The sequence below is a fragment of the Streptomyces spinosus genome (genome assembly GCF_020400655.1).
Lineage (GTDB): Bacteria > Actinomycetota > Actinomycetes > Streptomycetales > Streptomycetaceae > Streptomyces > Streptomyces argyrophylli.
On sequence record NZ_JAINRC010000026.1, the window covers coordinates 1 to 17938 of the forward strand.

Consider the following 17938-nt stretch of genomic DNA (forward strand, 5'->3'; position numbering starts at 1 on the left):
GTTTCAAACTCTACCAGGGTTTTTCCGTCTCTCTGTCCGACCCTCCGCGAGCATGCGGATGGAGATCCAGAGATAGGATCTGATGAGTTTGGTTGCTGTCGGAGGAGGATGCGGTTGCACGCCTCACTGCCCCCCGGCAGGAGTACGACTGTACACGGAGCCTTGGAGGCCATGCAAATCCGGTGAGCTGGTGGTCTAGACCACTAACTGGTAGCTTCCATCCGGAACCGCCAGTTCACATGACATACGCTGCTGCTCAGTGCGCCGTCCGGGACTGCCAGTGACGGCCCGTGAACAGCTCCACTCCTTGGGAGGCTTCCCATGACCACCGTGACGTCCCCTCTTGCCGGGCGTGCCATCGGACTGGCCGCAGTGCCGGATCCGGTCTTCTCCGGGGCCATGGTCGGCCCGGGCACCGCGATCGACCCCGTGCGTGAGATCTCCGAGGCCGTGGCGCCCGTCGACGGCATCATCGTCTCCCTGCATCCGCACGCGTTCGTCGTGGTCGATGAGAGCGGGCACGGCGTGCTCACCCATCTCGGCATCGACACGGTCCAGCTCAACGGCGAGGGGTTCGAGCTGCTCGTCAACAAGGGCGACACCGTGACCCGTGGCCAGGCCGTCGTGCGCTGGAACCCCGCAGCGGTCGAGGCCGCCGGCAAGTCTCCGGTGTGCCCGGTCGTCGCGCTGGAAGCCACTGCCGAGTCCCTCTCCGACCTCCGTGAGGACGGGGACGTGAAGGTCGGCGACAGCCTCTTCTCCTGGAACTGACAGCACTGCCGTCGTAAGGCGGCGAACAGGACAACCACCGCGGCGGCGGGACCCGCCGCACTATCCGGAGACGGGTGAGATGGAGACAACGCTGCGAGGCGTCGGCGTGAGCCATGGCGTGGCGATCGGCGAGGTACGGCACATGGGCACGGCGGTCCTGGAGCCGCCGGCCAAGCAGATTCCCGCCGAGGAAGCGGAGCGTGAGCAGGGACGTGCCCGGCAGGCCGTGGACGCCGTGGCCGCCGACCTGATGGCGCGCGGCAATCTGGCGGGGGGCGAGGCCCAGGCCGTGCTGGAGGCCCAGGCCATGATGGCGCAGGACCCCGAGCTGATGGCCGACGTCGACCGGCGGATCGCCGTCGGCAGCACCGCCGAGCGTGCGGTGTACGACGCCTTCGCGGCGTACCGGGAGCTGCTGGCCGGTGCCGGTGAGTACCTGGCCGGGCGGGTGGCCGACCTCGACGACGTGCGGAACCGTATCGTCGCCCGGCTGCTGGGCGTGCCGATGCCGGGCGTCCCGGACAGCGACCAGCCTTATGTGCTCGTGGCCCGTGATCTGGCTCCTGCCGACACCGCGCTGCTCGACCCGTCGCTGGTCCTCGGTTTCGTGACCGAGGAGGGCGGTCCGACCAGTCACAGCGCCATTCTGGCGCGGGCACTGGGTGTGCCGGCCGTGGTGGCGCTGCCGGGTGCCGGTGAGCTCGCCGAAGGCACGCTGATCGCCGTCGACGGCAGCACCGGTGACGTCTTCGTCAATCCGAGCGAGGAGAAGAAGGCGGAGCTGGAGGCCGCGGCTGCCGCGCGCAAGGCCGCCCTGGCCGCTTTGACGGGTCCGGGGGTGACCGCGGACGGGCACAAGGTGCCGCTCCTGGCCAACGTGGGCGGGCCGGCGGATGTGCCGGCGGCCGTCGAGGCCGGGGCGGAGGGTGTCGGTCTGTTCCGTACCGAGTTCCTGTTCCTGGACGACAGCAAGAACGCTCCTTCCGAGGAGAAGCAGGTGGAGGCCTACCGGCAGGTGCTGGAGGCGTTCCCCGAGAGCCGTGTGGTCGTGCGGGTGCTCGACGCGGGTGCGGACAAGCCACTGGACTTCCTGACGCCGGCGGACGAGCCGAACCCGGCGCTCGGCGTGCGGGGCCTGCGGACGCTGCTCGACCATCCCGAGGTTCTGCGCACCCAGCTGACGGCGCTGGCGAAGGCCTCCGAGGGGTTGCCCGTCTACCTGGAGGTCATGGCGCCCATGGTGGCGGACCGCAAGGACGCGAAGGCCTTCGCCGACGCGTGCCGTGAGGCGGGGCTGCGGGCGAAGTTCGGCGCGATGGTCGAGATCCCCTCGGCCGCGCTGCGGGCGCGCTCGATCCTTCAGGAGGTCGAGTTCCTGTCGCTGGGGACGAACGACCTCGCGCAGTACACGTTCGCGGCGGACCGGCAGGTGGGTGCGGTGTCCCGTCTGCAGGACCCATGGCAGCCGGCGCTGCTCGACCTGGTCGCGCTGTCCGCCGAGGCGGCCACGGCCGAGGGCAAGAGCTGTGGGGTGTGCGGCGAGGCCGCGTCGGATCCCCTGCTGGCCTGTGTGCTGACCGGTCTGGGTGTCACCTCCCTGTCCATGGGCGCGGCGTCGATTCCGTACGTCCGCGCGACGCTGGCGAAGTACACGCTGGCGCAGTGTGAGCGGGCCGCGGCGGCGGCGCGCGCCGCGGACAGTGCCGAGGAGGCGCGCGGCGCGGCTCAGGCCGTGCTGTCCGGCGAGTAGCCGTACCGGTCGCCCGCTGGGGTGTCGGTTCAGGGGCGTCCTGCCTTTCAGGGGCGTCCTGCCTTCGGGCGGGGCGCCCCTGCCGCGTTCCGGTCGTCGTGGGTGCGGGCCTCAGTGGCGGTGGTGCGGGGCGGTGCTCTCCTCTCCGAGGGCGGGCGGCTCGCGGTAGTCGACGCCGGGCTCCGGGGAGATCGGCTCGCCGGATTCGACGTCGGTGCAGTAGGCGTCGAAGACTTCGGACGCCGTCAGTGGTTCGAGGGCGCCGCCGCGCAGTCGCCAGCCGTAGACGCGGTCCGGCGTGCCTGCGGCGCTGACGCGGATCACGAGTCCGCCGGGGCTGCGGGTCGCGAGGCCGAGGGCGAGGACGCCGGCGAACTCGAGGGCTTCGGCCTCGTCCAGGCGGGTCGCGCCCTGGGGGTCCTGGTCGCCGTGCAGGACGGCGACGAGGGTGTCCGGGTGTCCGGACACGGTGCAGACGAGGTGCCGGTCTCCGGGCGGGGCGGTGTCGAGGATGCGGACGAGGAGGTCGGAGGCGCGGGTGAAGGCGGCCCTGCCGATGTCCTCGCCGCAGGTCGGGCAGGGGCCGAGGCGGGTGAGGAGGGTGGTGGCGTACTCCCAGGTGGCCTGGCGTACGGCTTCGTCCACCAGGGCGGGCAGGAGGACGGTGAGCGGGCGGCCGTCGTAGGGGATGGTCGGGCCGGTGGCCGCCAGTTCCGCGGTGAAGCGGGTCCGGCTGGCCGGGGCCTCCGGGTCGAGGCCGGTGTCCGCGCAGTACACGGCGTAGTCCTCCGGGTCGAACAGGGCGAGCGTGGTGTGGTTGCCCTGTGCGGCGCGGTCCTGCAGGACGGCCTCCAGTTGCTGGAGGTAGGTGGTGTGGTCGTCGAAGGTGAAGCTGCGGTAGCGCCGCATGGCGCTGAAGTCGTGGTCGTCGGTGAGTACGCCGATGGTGCCGGCGATCTCGCGGCGCAGGACGCGCCGCATGGTCTGGTGGTCGGTGTGCGCCATGAATCCCCCAATGCGCGGTCGATCAATACTCACTCACCGTAACCGGCGGCACTGACAATCGCGGTGCCGCCGGTGGTCATGGTCCGGTGGTGAGGTCGTCTGCGCAGGTCACGGCGCCTGGGCCGCCCACAGGCCCGGATGCGGACGGTGATCGTCCGGGGGGTCAGGCGCGTTTGCGGGCGAGCTCTTCGTAGAAACCGAGCAGGGCGAGGTCGTCGATGGAGCCGGGGTTCACGGCCTTTTCCAGGGGGGTGCCCTGAAGCAGGCGTTTGACCGGGACCTCGATGCGCTTGCCCGTGAGGGTGTGCGGGACGCCGGGGACCTCGATGATCTCGTCGGGGATGTGCCGCGGGGAGAGCTGCCCGCGGATGGCCTGCTTGATGCGGTCCAGGAGGGCCTCGTCGAGGACGGCGCCCGGTGCGAGGTGCACGAACAGCGGCATCCAGTAGCCGCCGTCGGGTTGCTCGATGCCGATGACCAGGGATTCCTTGATCTCCGGCAGGCGCTCGACGACTTCGTAGATGTCGGCCGAGCCCATGCGGACGCCCTGCCGGTTGAGGGTGGAGTCGGAGCGGCCGTGGATGATCACGGTCCCGCGTGACGTGACCGTGATCCAGTCGCCGTGCCGCCAGACGCCCGGGTAGGTGTCGAAGTAGCTGTCGTGGTAGCGGCTGCCGTCCGGGTCGTTCCAGAAGTGGATCGGCATGGACGGCATGGGACGGGTGACGACCAGCTCGCCGACCTCGTCGACGACGGGCTTCCCGCTGGGGTCCCAGGACTGCAGGTCGGTGCCGAGGCCGGGTGCCTGGAGTTCCCCGGTGTACACCGGGAGGGTGGGTACGGCGCCGGCGAAGCAGGAGCAGACGTCGGTGCCACCGCTGACGGAGGCGATCCACAGGTCCTCGCGGACCTCGTCGTGCAGCCAGCGGAAGCCGTCGGGCGGCAGGGGGGAGCCGGTGGTGGCGACGCACTTCACCCTTGACAGGTCGTAGTCGCGGGCAGGGTGCACGCCGGCCTTGCGGCAGGCCATGACGTAGGCGGCGGATGTGCCGTAGAGGGTGGCTCCGGTGCGTTCGGCGACGCGCCACTGGGCTCCTGTGTCGGGGTAGCCCGGGCTGCCGTCGTACAGGACGACCGTCGTTCCGGTGAGCAGGCCGGAGACGAGGAAGTTCCACATCATCCAGCCGGTCGAGGTGTACCAGAAGAAACGGTCCTCGGGGCCCAGGTCGCAGTGCAGGCCGAGTTGCTTGAGGTGTTCGACCAGGATGCCGCCCTGCGACTGGACGATGGCCTTGGGCAGGCCGGTGGTGCCGGAGGAGTAGAGCACCCACAGGGGGTGGTCGAACGGGACCTGCTCGAAGACCGGCTCGGTGTCCCCGGCGGTCAGCGCGGCCCATTCCAGGGCTCCCTCGGGGGGCTCGGTGCCGAGCAGGGGGATGTGGACGACGGCGCGCAGGGTGGGCAGCTCGCGGCGGAGTTCGGCGACGACGTCCCGGCGGTCGTGCTCCTTGCCGCCGTAGCGGTAGCCGTCGACGGTGAACAGGACGACGGGTTCGACCTGCTGGAAGCGGTCCAGGACGCTGCGGGCTCCGAAGTCGGGGGCGCACGAGGTCCAGACGGCGCCGACGGCGGCCGTGGCGAGGAGGGCGACGACGGCCTGGGGGATGTTGGGCAGGTAGCCGCTGACCCGGTCGCCGGGTTGGACGCCGAGGGCGCGCAGTTCGGCGGCGAGGGAGCCGACCTGGCGGCGCAGCGCGGTCCAGCTCACCGGGCGTGGCTCGTGCGTCTCGTCCACGTGCAGGAGCGCGGGTTCGTCGGCGCGGTCGGCGGCGGCGCGCAGGGCGTGTTCGGCGTAGTTGAGGGTGGCTCCCGGGAACCACTGGGCGCCGGGCATGGTGCGCTCGCCGAGCACGCGCGCGTAGGGCGTGGAGAACCGTACGTCGAACCACTCGGTGACGGCTTTCCAGAAGGTGTCCAGCTCGTCGACGGACCACCGGTGCAGGGCCGGGTATCCGCCCTCGGCCGGGGCGCCGTGGTGTTCGGCGGCCCATGCCTGGAACCGGGTGATGCGGGCCTGGGCGATCCGCTGGGGATCGGGCTGCCAGAGCGGCTGGGGGTTCGCGGTCGACATTGGTGCGGCTCCCGGGCTGTGCGCGTCGTGTGCGTCGGTCCGCGCACGGGCTGGGGTGTGCGCGTGACGCGGCTGACAGGGACGATGCCATGTGATCGACTTCTGCACCAGGGTGCGCTCCACACAGTCCACGTCATGAAGATGTGGTCCGGGCACGGGTGAACGGCAGTTGAACGACACGCGCGCGTGGGGCGCTCAGTGGCAGGGTGAGCAGCATGGACGGTCGTGACCTGGTGCGTTCGGTGAGTGTGGTCGGTTCGGGCAGGGCGGCGCAGGGGTTGCGTACCGTACGGGCCGCGTGGCGCAGGAGGCGTATCGACGCCGCCGGGCTGCCGCGGCGGGGGCCCGAGCGGGCCCGGGTGCCGGGCGAGGTGCGGGACGCGGAGCCGGGTCCCGGTGGCGGGCTGATCCGGTTCGGCCGCTCGGAGCTGCGGATCGTCGTGGCGGTGAACGGGGCGGTCTTCTGGGGGTGGGACGGGGCCGGCCCGCAGCCGTCGTACGCGCTCGCGGGCAGCGGTCCCGAGCCGGATCCGCGGGCGGTGCTGGAGCCGGACAAGGACGGCGGCTGGCGCGTGGTGGCCGAGCGGGCGACCGTCGTGGTCTCGCGGCACGGCGCGGTCCAGGTGTGCACGCCGGGCGGGGTGACGCTGCGACGGGATCTGCCGCCGCGCTGGTGGGAGCCGGTCGACGGGGGTGCGGCGCGGTGGATGCAGCGGTCGGAGGTGGCCGCGGACGCCCGGATCTTCGGCCTGGGCGGGCGCGCGGGCGGGCCCCGGCTGCGCGACGGCAGGTACCGGCTGTGGAACACCGATCCCGGCCGGGCGTTCGGGCCCGGCGACGATCCGCTGTATCTGACGATGCCGGTGCAGCTGGTGGTGGCGGATGCCGGCACTCATCTGGTGTTCCACGACACCAGCTGGGACGGCACGGTGGTCTGGCGGGAGGGCGAGGAGGGTGCCGGGTCCGGGCACGACCGGGCGGGGCACTGCGAGGTGCGGATGGACGGCGGTCCGCTGCGCTGCTGGGTGGTGGTGGGGACCCCCGCGCGCGTGCTGCACACGTGGGCCTCGCTGACCGGGGCACCCGCCCTGCCGCCCGCCTGGGCGCTGGGCCACCAGCACGCGCGGTGGGGCTTCGGCAGCGAGCAGGAGGTACGCCGGATCGTCGCGGGCTACCACGAGCACGGGCTGCCGCTGGACGCCGTGCACCTCGACATCGATCACCATGACGACCATCAGGTGTTCACGGTCGACCAGGAGCGCTTTCCCAAGCTGCCGGTGCTGGCGGAGGAGCTGCGCCGGGACGGGATCCGGCTGGTGTCGATCGTCGAGCCGGCGGTGCGGGCGGAGCCGGGCAACGCCGTGTTCGAGAGCGGCACGGCCGTGGACGCGTTCGTGCGGGACGCGCACGGCCGGACGGTGCGGGGTGTCGCGTGGGCCGGCGAGTCGGTCTTTCCCGATTTCACGGACGCACGCGCGCGTGCGTGGTGGGGCGGGTTGTACGAGGAGCGGCTGGAGCAGGGCTTCACCGGCTTCTGGCACGACATGAACGAGCCGACGTCGTTCAGCGCCTTCGGCGAGCCGACGCTGCCGCGTTCGGCCCGGCACGCCCTGGAGGGGCGCGGCGGCGACCACCGGGAAGGGCACAACGTGTACGCGTTGTGCATGGCGCAGGCCGCCTACGAGGGGTTGCGCGCGCTGGCGCCGCAGGAACGGCCCTTCCTGTTCTCCCGTTCCGGCTGGGCGGGGCTGCAGCGGTACGGGGGCACCTGGTCGGGGGACGTGGCGACCGGCTGGCCGGGGCTGCGGGCGTCGCTGTCTCTGGTGCTGGGCCTGGGACTGTGCGGGGTGCCGTACTCGGGTCCGGATGTGGGCGGTTTCGACGGCAGTCCGTCGCCGGAGCTGTATCTGCGCTGGTTCCAGCTGGGCGCGTATCTGCCGCTGTTCCGCACGCACGCGGGTCTGCGGGCGGGGCGCCGGGAGCCCTGGGAGTTCGGTGCCGAGGTGCTGGAGCACGCGCGCGTGGCGCTGCTCGAACGGCGGCGGTTGCTGCCGTACTTCCTGACGCTGGCGCATCTGGCCCGGCGGACCGGCGCGCCCTACGTGCGGCCGCTGTGGTGGGGGGCGCCGGAGGACCGGGCGCTGCGCGACTGTGAGGACACGTTTCTGCTGGGCGACGGCCTGCTGGTGGCCCCCGTCCTGGACGCCGGTGTCCGTCGGCGCGCGGTGCGGCTGCCGCGGGGCCGCTGGTACGACACGGTGACGGAGGAGGTTCACGAGGGACCGGGGCGGGTCGTGATGGACGCGCCGCTGTCCCGGATACCGGTGCTCGCGCGCGCGGGAGCGGTGGTGCCCGTGCGGGGTGCCGACGGGGGGCTGGAGCTGGAGGTGTGGGCGCCCGCGCGCGGACGCACCGGGGCCGGCCTGGTCGTGGCGGACCCGGGCGACGGGGGGGAGGAACCGGAGATCGAACGCTACGTCGCCCGTAGGCACGGCGGGCGGGTGGTGGTCACCCGGGACCGGGAGGACGGCGTGACGGAACCGCCCTACCCGGTGCGCGTGCGCGGGCTCTGCTGAACCGCGGGGTCAGACGGACCGCGGGCTCAGACGGACCGCGGGCTCAGACGGACCGCGGGCTCAGACGTAGCGGCCCTCGAACCATGCCTTGACGGCCACGGTGTGCAGCGGGAAGGCGAGTTCCTCGGGCCTGCGCAGCAGCTGCCAGCCCTCGGTCTCGTCCGTGGGACCGGAGGGCGGCAGTCCGTCGGCCGGACGTTCCGGCAGTACACCGAACAGCAGCAGGTGACCGTCGGGTGCGCTCATGACGTCCACGAGCCGCACGTCACGGGCGGCCGCCTCGATGCCGGTCTCTTCCTTGAGTTCCCGTACGACGGCCTGCTTCCAGTCCTCGCGGTCGTCGATGTACCCGCCGGGCAGGGCGATGCCGCCGCGCGCGGGGGCGACGGTCCGGGTGATGACGACGAGGGCGGTGCCCTTGGTGTCGTACACGGGCTGGAGGGCGATCGCGACCGGTAGCGGATTGCGGTAGGCGATGGTGCCGCAGGACGGACAGGTGCGCGGCCATCCGGAAACGCCCTCTCCATAGGACGCCCCGCAGCTCGAACAGTGGGAGCCGGGCGCGGAGTTGGCAGTTGGTTGCTGAGTTTCGGACACGCGCGGACTGTATCCGATCAGGGGAGGGGCGTGTTCCGCTAGTGAGGCATCAGAAACGAGCGGATCCGTAAGGGGCGGCCGGAATCACCCCCGTCGGTCCCGGCCGCCCCTCGTGTACCACGACGCCGTGCGCCGCCGTTCGGTTCACGGATCGTCCTGCCCTTTTCCGGACGGTCACAGCAGCTCCTGACGGGTCGTCAGGTGAGACCTCGGCAGGACGTCGCGACGCACTCGGCGGCCCCGGCGGCGCCGGCGGGCGGGGACCTTCCGCACCTCCGTCGCCGGGGCCACCTGGGCCGAGTCGGAGCCTCCTGCGCCACGAGGGGGCCGGCGACGCCGCCCACTCTCCGTGATCACTCCGGAATCCTGCGTGAACGTCTCGTGAACCGCGCCTGGGCGTACCGGGGCAGCGCCATCATGCTCCCGTGCACTCCTGGACGGATACTCTCCGCTTCGCGTTCCAGCCGGTGGTCAACCTGAGGACGGGCGCGGTCGCCGCACTGGAGATACTCGCCCGCCCGGAGTCCGGGGACATCCTGGCCGAGGCCCGCCGGGATCCCGGGCTGGACGGCAGGCTGACCGTGTCGGCGCTCCGTGCCGCGGCCCGCAAGGAGACCCTGCTGCCGTTGCACCTGAACGTGTTCGCGGCCACGCTCGCCGACCTCGGCGGCCTGACACCGCTGTACGACGCCGTCCGCGCGGTGGGACGCATGGCCTGGGAGGTGACGCTCGACATCGTCCCGCCGTACACCCACGTGCCACAGCGGGCCCTGCTGGAGGCCGTGGCCTCACTGCGCGCGCAGGGGTTCCGGATCAGCGCGGACGGCATCGGGGACGGGGACGTTCCGCTCAGGCTGCTCACCGACCTCTCCCCCGACCTGGTCAAACTCGACGCCTCGCTGCTCACCCGGCCGGCCGCGGTGCGGGCGATGCGCACGCTGTGCGAGGAGCTGGGCGCCCTGGTCGCGGTGGAGGGGGTCGAGACGGAACTCCAGTGCGCGGCGGCGCTGTCGGCCGGTGCGCAACTGGCCCAGGGCGAGCTGTTCGCTCCGCCTGCCCGCATTCCCGCAGCGGACGTGTACGTTCCGTCCCTGGCACCCGGCGCCGGGACCGTCCCCCGCCCCGGGCCGTCCGTGCGGGAGTTCGTACGGCCGGCCGCCGTGCTGCCGCTGACCGCCTCGGCCGGACAGGTGCGGTCGCTGCTGACCGGTTCCCCGGACGTCTCCGGCGTGCTGCTGGTGGACCAGTACGGCAGGCCCGTCCGGTCGGTGCACCGGTCGCGTTTCCTGCTGTCGATGTCGGGGCGCTACGGGCACGCCCTGTACGCCGACCGGCCGGCCTTCAAACTGGGCGACGCCCCCCGCACGGTCGGCGTCGACGCCACGGCCTGGCAGGTGCTGGACGTGGTGGCGGTCGGCGGCCGGGACCGGACCTCCGACGATGTGGCGGTGGTCGACGGACACGGCCGGTGCGTCGGCGTCGTACGGCTGGCGGACCTCGTGCGGGCTTTGGCCGAGAGCCGGGTGGAGGAGGCGGCCGGGCTCAACCCGCTGACCCGGCTGCCCGGTTCGGACGCGATCGTGAGCGAGGTGGACCGGCGGATCTCCGACGGGCGGGCGTTCACGCTCAGCTGGCTGGACATCGACCACTTCAAGCAGGTCAACGACGGTGCCGGATTCGCCGCGGGGGACGAGCTGATCCGCGCGGTGGGCCACGCGCTCCGGCAGGCGGTCGCGGAGCACGCGCGCGTGGGGCACATCGGCGGGGACGACTTCCTGGTGCTGGCGGACGAGCAGGCGCTCGGTCCGCTGGTCACCGCCGTGCTGGACGTTCCCTGGGCGGCGGGCGGCCGGCCGGTCACGCTCTCCCTGGCCACGGTCGTCTGCGGCCCGGGCAGCGTGAGCGACCATCACCAGGCCGCCGCCGAGCTGGCCCCGCTGAAGCAGGCCGCCAAGGCGCTGAACGGCGGGAGCTGGGTGCTCGGGCGCGCCGGGCTCCCCGGCCACGAGATCCTGCGCGGCGGCCCGGGCGCTGCCCCGTCAGGGGCCGGCTACGCGACCGCCGAGCCACGGTGGTGAACAACCCACCCGTCCACGTCCGTTGCGGCACGGGCGCTCCGCCGAGGCCGGCGCAGCGCCCGTGTCACCGTCGTCGCCCGCAACCTTGACGCCCCCGGGGCGCCGGTGAACACTTCCCGGTGTCAGCCGACATCGCCGTACATTCTCGGCGTTATCAGGCACCGCGGCACGGGTCTGTCCTGTTCACGGCCCGGTGCTCGAGGGCGGTCCGGCTGCGACGGCACGCTCGTCACCGACGCCGGGCGGGGCGCGGGGCCCTCCCTGCCTTCCGGCTGAAGTCGCCAAGGGAACCGTCCTGCCCTTCAGGCAGGGGGCCGATCGCCCCCGCCGGCGCCAAGGGAGCCGCCATGAGCAACGGAGACATATTCGTCGGCGAGGTCATCGGCACCGCGATCCTGATCCTGTTCGGCGCGGGCGTCTGCGCCGCCGTCACCCTCAGGTACTCCAAGGCACGCGCCTCGGGCTGGATCGTGATCGCGTTCGGCTGGGGCTTCGGCGTCCTCGCGGGCGCGTACACCGCCGCTCCCCTCTCCGGCGGTCAGCTCAACCCCGCCGTCACCCTCGGCATCGCGGTGGACACCGGCGCGTGGGGCAAGGTCTGGGTGTACCTGCTCGGGCAGTTCGTCGGCGCCATGCTCGGCGCCGTGCTGGTCTACCTCGTCTACCTCGCCCAGTTCCAGGCCAACGTGCGCACCGGAGGCACCACGGACGGCACCGCGGGCGAACCCGTGCCGACCCTCGGCATCTTCTCCACTGTTCCGGAGATCAGGAACCCGGTCGCCAACCTGCTCACCGAAATCATCGCGACCGTCGCGCTCGTCCTGCCGGTCCTCGCCTTCGGGCTCACCAAGGGGCTCGGCGAGTCCGGCACCACCGTGCTCATCGTCTCCCTCCTGGTCGTGGGCATCGGCCTCTCCCTCGGCGGTCCCACCGGCTATGCCATCAACCCGGCGCGCGACCTCGGCCCGCGCATCGTGCACACCTTCCTGCCGATCCCCCACAAGGGCGGGTCCGACTGGGGGTACGCCTGGATCCCGGCCGTCGGACCGCTGATCGGCGGAGCACTGGCCGGCCTCGTCTACAACGCGGCCTTCTGAGCCCCCCGCTCCCGCCACCGCGATCCACGATCCGCACGCGTCCTTCCGACCAGCGATCCGACCCAGCGACCCAGGGGCAGCCATGACGGACACCGCCGGCACGTACGTCGCCGCCATCGACCAGGGCACCACGTCCAGCCGCTGCATCGTCTTCGACCACGGCGGCGCGATCGTCGCCGTCGACCAGCGCGAGCACCGGCAGATCTTTCCCAGGCCCGGCTGGGTGGAACACGACGCCACCGAGATCTGGTCCAAGGTGCAGGCCGTGGTGGCCGGGGCGCTCGCCCGGGCGGGACTGCGCGCCGACCAGTTGAGCGCCCTCGGCATCACCAACCAGCGGGAGACCACGGTCCTGTGGGACCGCGCCACGGGCAAGCCCGTGCACAACGCGATCGTCTGGCAGGACACCCGTACCGCGGCCCTGTGCGGCGAACTGGGCGGAGCGGACGGCCAGGACCGTTTCCGCGAGACGACCGGGCTGCCGCTGGCCAGCTACTTCTCCGGGCCCAAGGCGGCCTGGCTGCTGGACCACGTCCCCGGTCTGCGGCAGCGGGCGGAGCGCGGTGAGATCGCGTTCGGCACCATCGACTCCTGGCTGATCTGGAACCTCACCGGTGGCCCCGACGGCGGCCGGCACGTCACCGACGTCACGAACGCCGGCCGCACCATGCTGATGAACCTGGACACCCTCCAGTGGGACCCCTCCGTCCTGTCCGCGATGAACGTGCCCGAGGCCGTACTGCCCGAGATCAGGTCCTCCGCCGAGGTGTACGGGACCGCCGTCGGGCAGCTGGCCGGGGTGCCCGTCGCCTCCGCGCTGGGCGACCAGCAGGCCGCCGTGTTCGGTCAGGCCTGCTACGACATCGGCACGGCGAAGAACACCTACGGCACCGGCAGCTTCCTGCTGCTGAACACCGGCGACCGGCCGGTGCCGTCGAAGAACGGACTGCTGACGACGGTGGGCTACAAGATCGGCGGGGAGGTGCCGGTGTACTGCCTGGAGGGGTCCATAGCGATAACGGGCGCGCTGGTGCAGTGGTTCCGCGACCAGCTCGGGATCATCCGGACCGCCGACGAGATCGAGACCCTGGCGGCGAGCGTCGACGACAACGGCGGCGCCTACATCGTGCCGGCCTTCTCCGGCCTGTTCGCGCCCTACTGGCGCTCCGACGCGCGGGGCGTCGTCACCGGCCTCACCCGGTACGTCACCAAGGCCCACCTCGCGCGCGCGGTGCTGGAGGCGACGAGCTGGCAGACCCGGGAGGTCGTGGACGCGATGTACCAGGACTCCGGGGTGCGGATCAGCACGCTGAAGGTCGACGGCGGCATGACCCGGAACGACCTGCTCATGCAGCACCAGGCGGACGTTCTCGGCGTACCGGTGATCCGGCCCCGCGTGTCGGAGACGACGTGCCTGGGCGCCGCCTACGCGGCCGGACTGGCCACGGGCGTGTGGAACGGGCTGGACGAGCTGAAGTCGCACTGGCGGAAGGACGCGGAGTGGACGCCCGGCATGCGGGCGCCGGACCGCGACCGCGAGTACCGGAACTGGCGCAGGGCCGTGGAGAAGAGCTTCGGCTGGCTGGAGGAGGACGGGGAGTAGCAACGGCGAGGAAGCCGGGGAGTCGCCGCACGCGCGCGTGGGCGCTCCGCACAGGACCACGGCCCGTACCCCGGTCGGCGGGGGTACGGGCCGTGCCGGCGGTCAGCGCACGACGGCCCCGCGGCGGCCGGCCGTGTACTCCATCGCGTGCTGGGCGAGTTGGACGAGTACCTCCTTGACGGACTCCCGGTCACGGGCGTCGCACAGCAGGAGGGGCACGTCGTCGTCCAGGTCGAGGGCCTGACGGACGGACTCCACGGGGTGGCGGGCCGCTCCCTCGAAGCAGTTGACGCCGACGAGGAAGGGGATGGAACGCCGCTCGAAGTAGTCGACGGCGGCGAAGCAGTCCTCCAGGCGGCGCGTGTCGGCCAGGACCACGGCTCCGAGCGCGCCCTCGGCCAACTCGTCCCACATGAACCAGAACCGTTCCTGCCCGGGCGTGCCGAAGAGGTAGAGCACGAGGTCCTCGCGCAGGGTGATGCGGCCGAAGTCCATGGCCACCGTGGTGGTGCGCTTGCCCTCCACACCGCTCGTGTCGTCGACGGGCCGCCCGGCCTCGGTGAGCAGTTCCTCGGTGCGCAGCGGCCTGATCTCGCTGACCGCGCCGACGAGGGTCGTCTTGCCCACGCCGAAGCCGCCGGCCACGAGGATCTTGAGCGTGACGGGTTCCACCGGAGCCTTGCCACGCTCAGAACGCCCGAAGATCATCGATCTCTTCTCCTGCTTGACGGGGGTGCGGGGACGGTGGGCCGTAGCCGCCGCCCCCGGGGGTTTCGATGACGAGTACGTCGCCCGGGCCGACGTCGGCCGAGCCGCTCGCGCCGAGGTCGGTGACCGTGCCGTCGGCGTGCTCCACCCGGTTGGCGCCGAGTGCTCCGGGACCGCCGCCCGCCATGCCGTACGGCGGCACGCGGCGGTGCTGGGAGAGCGTGGAGACGGTCATCGGTTCGAGGAAGCGGATCCGGCGCACGGCTCCGTCGCCGCCGCGCCACCGCCCGGCACCGCCGCTCCCCCGGCGGACGGCGAACTCCTCCAGCCGGACCGGTAGCCGCCATTCCAGGACTTCGGGGTCCGTGAGCCGGGAGTTGGTCATGTGGGTCTGGACCACGTCGGCGCCCGGGAAACCGTCGCCGGCGCCGGATCCGGAGGCGACGGTTTCGTAGTACTGGTGCCGTTCGTTGCCGAAGGTGACGTTGTTCATGGTGCCGGAGCCCTCGGCCTGGACGCCGAGCGCGGCGTAGAGGGCGCCGGTGATGGCCTGGGAGGTCTCCACGTTGCCCGCGACCACGGCCGCGGGCGGCTCGGGGGCGAGCATCGAACCCGGGGGCACGATGATGTCCAGCGGGCGCAGACAACCGTCGTTGAGCGGGATGTCATCGGCGACGAGCGTGCGGAAGACGTACAGGACGGCGGCGCCGACCACCGCGAAGGGCGCGTTGAAGTTGGTGGTGAGCTGTGCAGAGGTGCCGGTGAAGTCGATCGTCGCCCGGCGCTCGGTGCGGTCGACGCGGACGCGGACGCGGATGACGGCCCCGGAGTCGGTCTCGTAGGCGTACTCGCCGTCGTCCAGGGCGTCGATGACCCGGCGGACGGCCTCCTCGGCGTTGTCCTGGACGTGCCGCATGTAGGCCTGGACGACGTCGAGGCCGAACTCCTCGATCATGCGCCGCACCTCGTCGACGCCCTTCTGGTTGGCGGCGATCTGGGCGCGCAGGTCGGCGAGGTTGGTGCGCGGGTTGCGGGACGGGTACGGCGCCTCGGTGAGGAGGCGGCGGGTCTCCTCCTCCCGGAAGCGGCCGTCCTCGGTGAGGAGCCAGTTGTCGAAGAGGACGCCCTCCTCCTCGGTGGTGCGGCTGTGGGCCGGCATGGAGCCCGGGGCGATGCCGCCGATCTCGGCGTGGTGACCGCGTGAGGCGACGTGGAAGAGGACCCGTGGTTCACTGAGCGTGTCCGCGGCCACGTCGGTGTCGAAGACGGGGGTGATCACGGTGACGTCGGGCAGGTGCGTGCCGCCGTGGTAGGGGTCGTTGACGGCGTAGGTGTCGCCCGGCCGCATGGCGGAGCCGCGCCTGCGGATGACCTCTTTGACGCTGGTGCCCATGGACCCCAGGTGGACGGGGATGTGGGGGGCGTTGGCCACCAGGTTTCCGTCCGGGTCGAACAGCGCGCAGGAGAAGTCCAGCCGCTCCTTGATGTTGACGGACTGGGCCGTGGACTCCAGTCGCGCGCCCATCTGTTCGGCGATCGACATGAAGAGGTTGTTGAAGACCTCGAGCAGGACGGGATCGGATTCCGTGTCCGCGTCGGAACTCTGCGTGACCGTCGTGCGTTCCATGAGCAGATGTCCGTCATCGGTGGCGGCGGCCCGCCAGCCGTCGTCGACGACGGTCGTGGCCCCGGCCTCGGTGATGACCGCCGGACCGGTGACGGTCTCGCCGGGAGGAAGGGCCTCCCGGCGGTGGAGGGGTACCTCGCGCCAGGCTCCGCCGGTGTGGAGAGGGACGGTACCGGGCGTCTGGGCACGGCCCTCGTACGGGGCGAGGGCGGAGAGATCGGGGGGTGCGGTGATGCCGGTGGCTTCGACGGAGAGGGCTTCCACGACGACCGGGCGGTCGAGGGTGAAGGAGTACGTGGCGCGATGACGTTCCTCGAAGGCGTTCCGCATGGCGTCGGGCCCGGCCAGTTCGACGGTGAGGGCGGTGTCGGTGCCGTCGTAGCGGAGCTGGGCGCGGCGGGTGACCCGGATGCGGTCCTCCGGGACCTCCTCGGCGACGAGTTCGGCCCGCGCGGCGGCCTCCAGATCGTCGGCCGTCCTATTGATACCGGGCATGGAGGCCGCTTCCAGGGGCGCTTCCACGGAGTGCTCGCGCATGGCCGTGGTGTCGGCGAGGCCGATGCCGAGCGCGGAGAGCAGGCCGGCCATGGGGGGCACGAGGACGGTGCGGATGCCGAGCGAGTCGGCGACCCGGCACGCGTGCTGGCCGCCCGCCCCGCCGAAGGTCGTCAGGGCGTAGCGGGTGACGTCGTGGCCCTTCTGGACGGAGATCCGCTTCACGGCGTTGGCGATGTTGGCCACGGCGATCCTCAGGTAACCCTCGGCCACCTGTTCCGGAGTGCGGTCGTCACCGGTGCGCTCGTGGATCTCGCGCGCGAGGGCGGTGAACCGGTCACGGACGAGGGCGGCGTCCAGCGGCTGGTCTCCACCGGGACCGAACACGCTCGGGAAGTGAGCGGGCTGGACGCGGCCGAGCATGACGTTGGCGTCGGTGACGGTGAGCGGGCCTCCCGCGCGGTAGCAGGCGGGACCGGGGGCGGCGCCGGCCGAGTCGGGGCCCACCCGGTAGCGGGAGCCGTCGAAGTGGAGGACGGAGCCGCCGCCGGCGGCGACGGTGTGGATATCCAGCATGGGTGCCCGCAGCCGGACGCCCGCGATCTGGGTGGTGAAGACCCGCTCGTACGCACCGGCGAAGTGCGAGACGTCGGTGGAGGTGCCGCCCATGTCGAAGCCGATGACGCGGTCGAAGCCGGCGCGTTGCGACATGCGGGCCATGCCCACGATGCCACCGGCCGGTCCGGAGAGGACGGCGTCCTTGCCGCGGAACTGTCCGGCCTCGGTCAGTCCGCCGTTGGACTGCATGAACATCAGCCGTACGCCGCGCAGTTCGTCGGCGATGTGCCGCACGTAGCGGCGGAGCACGGGCGAGAGGTACGCGTCCACGACGGTGGTGTCCCCGCGCGGGACGAGCTTCATCAGGGGGCTGACCTCGCTGGACAGCGAGATCTGCGGGAAGCCGACGCGGGCGGCGAGTTCGCCGACGGCGCGTTCGTGGGCGGGGTGGAGATGGCTGTGCAGGCAGACGACGGCGACCGCGCGGATGCCGTCGTCGTACGCCTCCCGCAGCGGACCCTCCAGGGCGTCCAGGTCGGGCGCGCGCAGGACGGTGCCGTCGGCGGCGATGCGTTCGTCCACCTCCACGACCCGTTCGTGGAGCAGCTCCGGCAGCTCGATGCGGCGGGCGAAGATGTGGGGGCGGTTCTGGTAGGCGATGCCCAGGGCGTCGCGGAAGCCGCGGGTGACGACGAGGAGGGTGCGCTCTCCCCTGCGTTCCAGCAGGGCGTTGGTGGCGACCGTGGTGCCCATGCGGACGGCCTCGACGGGCTCCCGGGAGCCGCTGAGGAGTGCGCGTACGCCGGCGACCGCCGCGTCGGAGTACCGCGCCGGGTTGTCGGACAGCAGCTTGTGCGTGAGCAACCGGCCGTCCGGACGGCGCGCGACGATGTCGGTGAAGGTGCCGCCCCGGTCGACCCAGAACTGCCAGCCAGTCACGTC

Annotated in this window: 11 protein-coding genes; 6 read left to right on the top strand and 5 right to left on the bottom strand. The window is 72.2% G+C overall.

All coding sequences use genetic code 11. The features are described 5' to 3' along the window. Positions 1-321: 321 nt before the first annotated feature. On the top strand, positions 322-771 hold the full coding sequence (locus LG395_RS36290) for a PTS sugar transporter subunit IIA (RefSeq protein WP_171158315.1): 450 nt from the start codon (positions 322-324) through the stop codon (positions 769-771). Between the two features lie 79 nt (positions 772-850). After that, complete coding sequence (gene ptsP, locus LG395_RS36295; protein WP_225813209.1) at positions 851-2521, top strand: phosphoenolpyruvate--protein phosphotransferase; 1671 nt, start codon at positions 851-853, stop codon at positions 2519-2521. A 111-nt stretch (positions 2522-2632) separates the two neighbouring features. Here the strand turns inward: ptsP and LG395_RS36300 are convergent, their stop codons facing one another. Further along, positions 2633-3526, bottom strand: coding sequence for a DUF8829 domain-containing protein (locus LG395_RS36300; RefSeq protein ID WP_171158311.1), 894 nt, complete (start codon positions 3524-3526; stop codon positions 2633-2635). Positions 3527-3689: 163 nt separating this feature from the next. Continuing rightward, on the bottom strand, positions 3690-5657 hold the full coding sequence (locus tag LG395_RS36305; protein WP_225813210.1) for an acetoacetate--CoA ligase: 1968 nt from the start codon (positions 5655-5657) through the stop codon (positions 3690-3692). Between the two features lie 215 nt (positions 5658-5872). On the opposite strand from LG395_RS36305, the gene LG395_RS36310 reads away from it, so the two are divergent. Next, the gene (locus tag LG395_RS36310) at positions 5873-8233 is read left to right on the top strand and encodes a glycoside hydrolase family 31 protein (RefSeq protein WP_225813211.1); all 2361 of its coding nucleotides are present in this window, start codon (positions 5873-5875) and stop codon (positions 8231-8233) included. A 60-nt stretch (positions 8234-8293) separates the two neighbouring features. On the opposite strand, the gene LG395_RS36315 is transcribed toward LG395_RS36310, so the two are convergent. Then, positions 8294-8830: an NUDIX domain-containing protein gene (locus LG395_RS36315; protein WP_171158306.1), complete on the bottom strand. Its 537-nt coding sequence runs from the start codon at positions 8828-8830 to the stop codon at positions 8294-8296. A gap of 425 nt (positions 8831-9255) precedes the next feature. Between LG395_RS36315 and LG395_RS36320 the strand changes: the two genes are divergently transcribed. The 3 genes from LG395_RS36320 to glpK all read left to right on the top strand — a co-directional run bounded on the left by LG395_RS36320 (position 9256) and on the right by glpK (position 13608). Further along, positions 9256-10908 (top strand): GGDEF domain-containing protein, encoded by a 1653-nt coding sequence (locus tag LG395_RS36320; protein ID WP_225813212.1) that lies wholly within the window; start codon positions 9256-9258, stop codon positions 10906-10908. A gap of 347 nt (positions 10909-11255) precedes the next feature. Next, a complete protein-coding gene (locus tag LG395_RS36325; protein ID WP_225813213.1) occupies positions 11256-12005 on the top strand; it encodes an MIP/aquaporin family protein in 750 nt (249 codons plus the stop codon). Positions 12006-12087: 82 nt separating this feature from the next. Beyond that, on the top strand, positions 12088-13608 hold the full coding sequence (gene glpK / locus LG395_RS36330; protein ID WP_225813220.1) for a glycerol kinase GlpK: 1521 nt from the start codon (positions 12088-12090) through the stop codon (positions 13606-13608). 102 nt (positions 13609-13710) lie between these two features. Here glpK and LG395_RS36335 read toward each other — a convergent pair whose 3' ends face one another. Both LG395_RS36335 and LG395_RS36340 read right to left on the bottom strand, forming a co-directional pair. Further along, entirely contained in the window at positions 13711-14316 is a 606-nt protein-coding gene (locus LG395_RS36335) for a GTP-binding protein (RefSeq protein WP_225813222.1), read from the bottom strand. Then, positions 14297-17935 carry a hydantoinase B/oxoprolinase family protein gene (locus LG395_RS36340; RefSeq protein ID WP_225813224.1) on the bottom strand — a complete coding sequence of 1213 codons (3639 nt, stop codon included), beginning with the start codon at positions 17933-17935 and terminating at the stop codon, positions 14297-14299. Before LG395_RS36340 ends, LG395_RS36335 begins: the two co-directional genes overlap by 20 nt. Positions 17936-17938 lie beyond the last annotated feature (3 nt).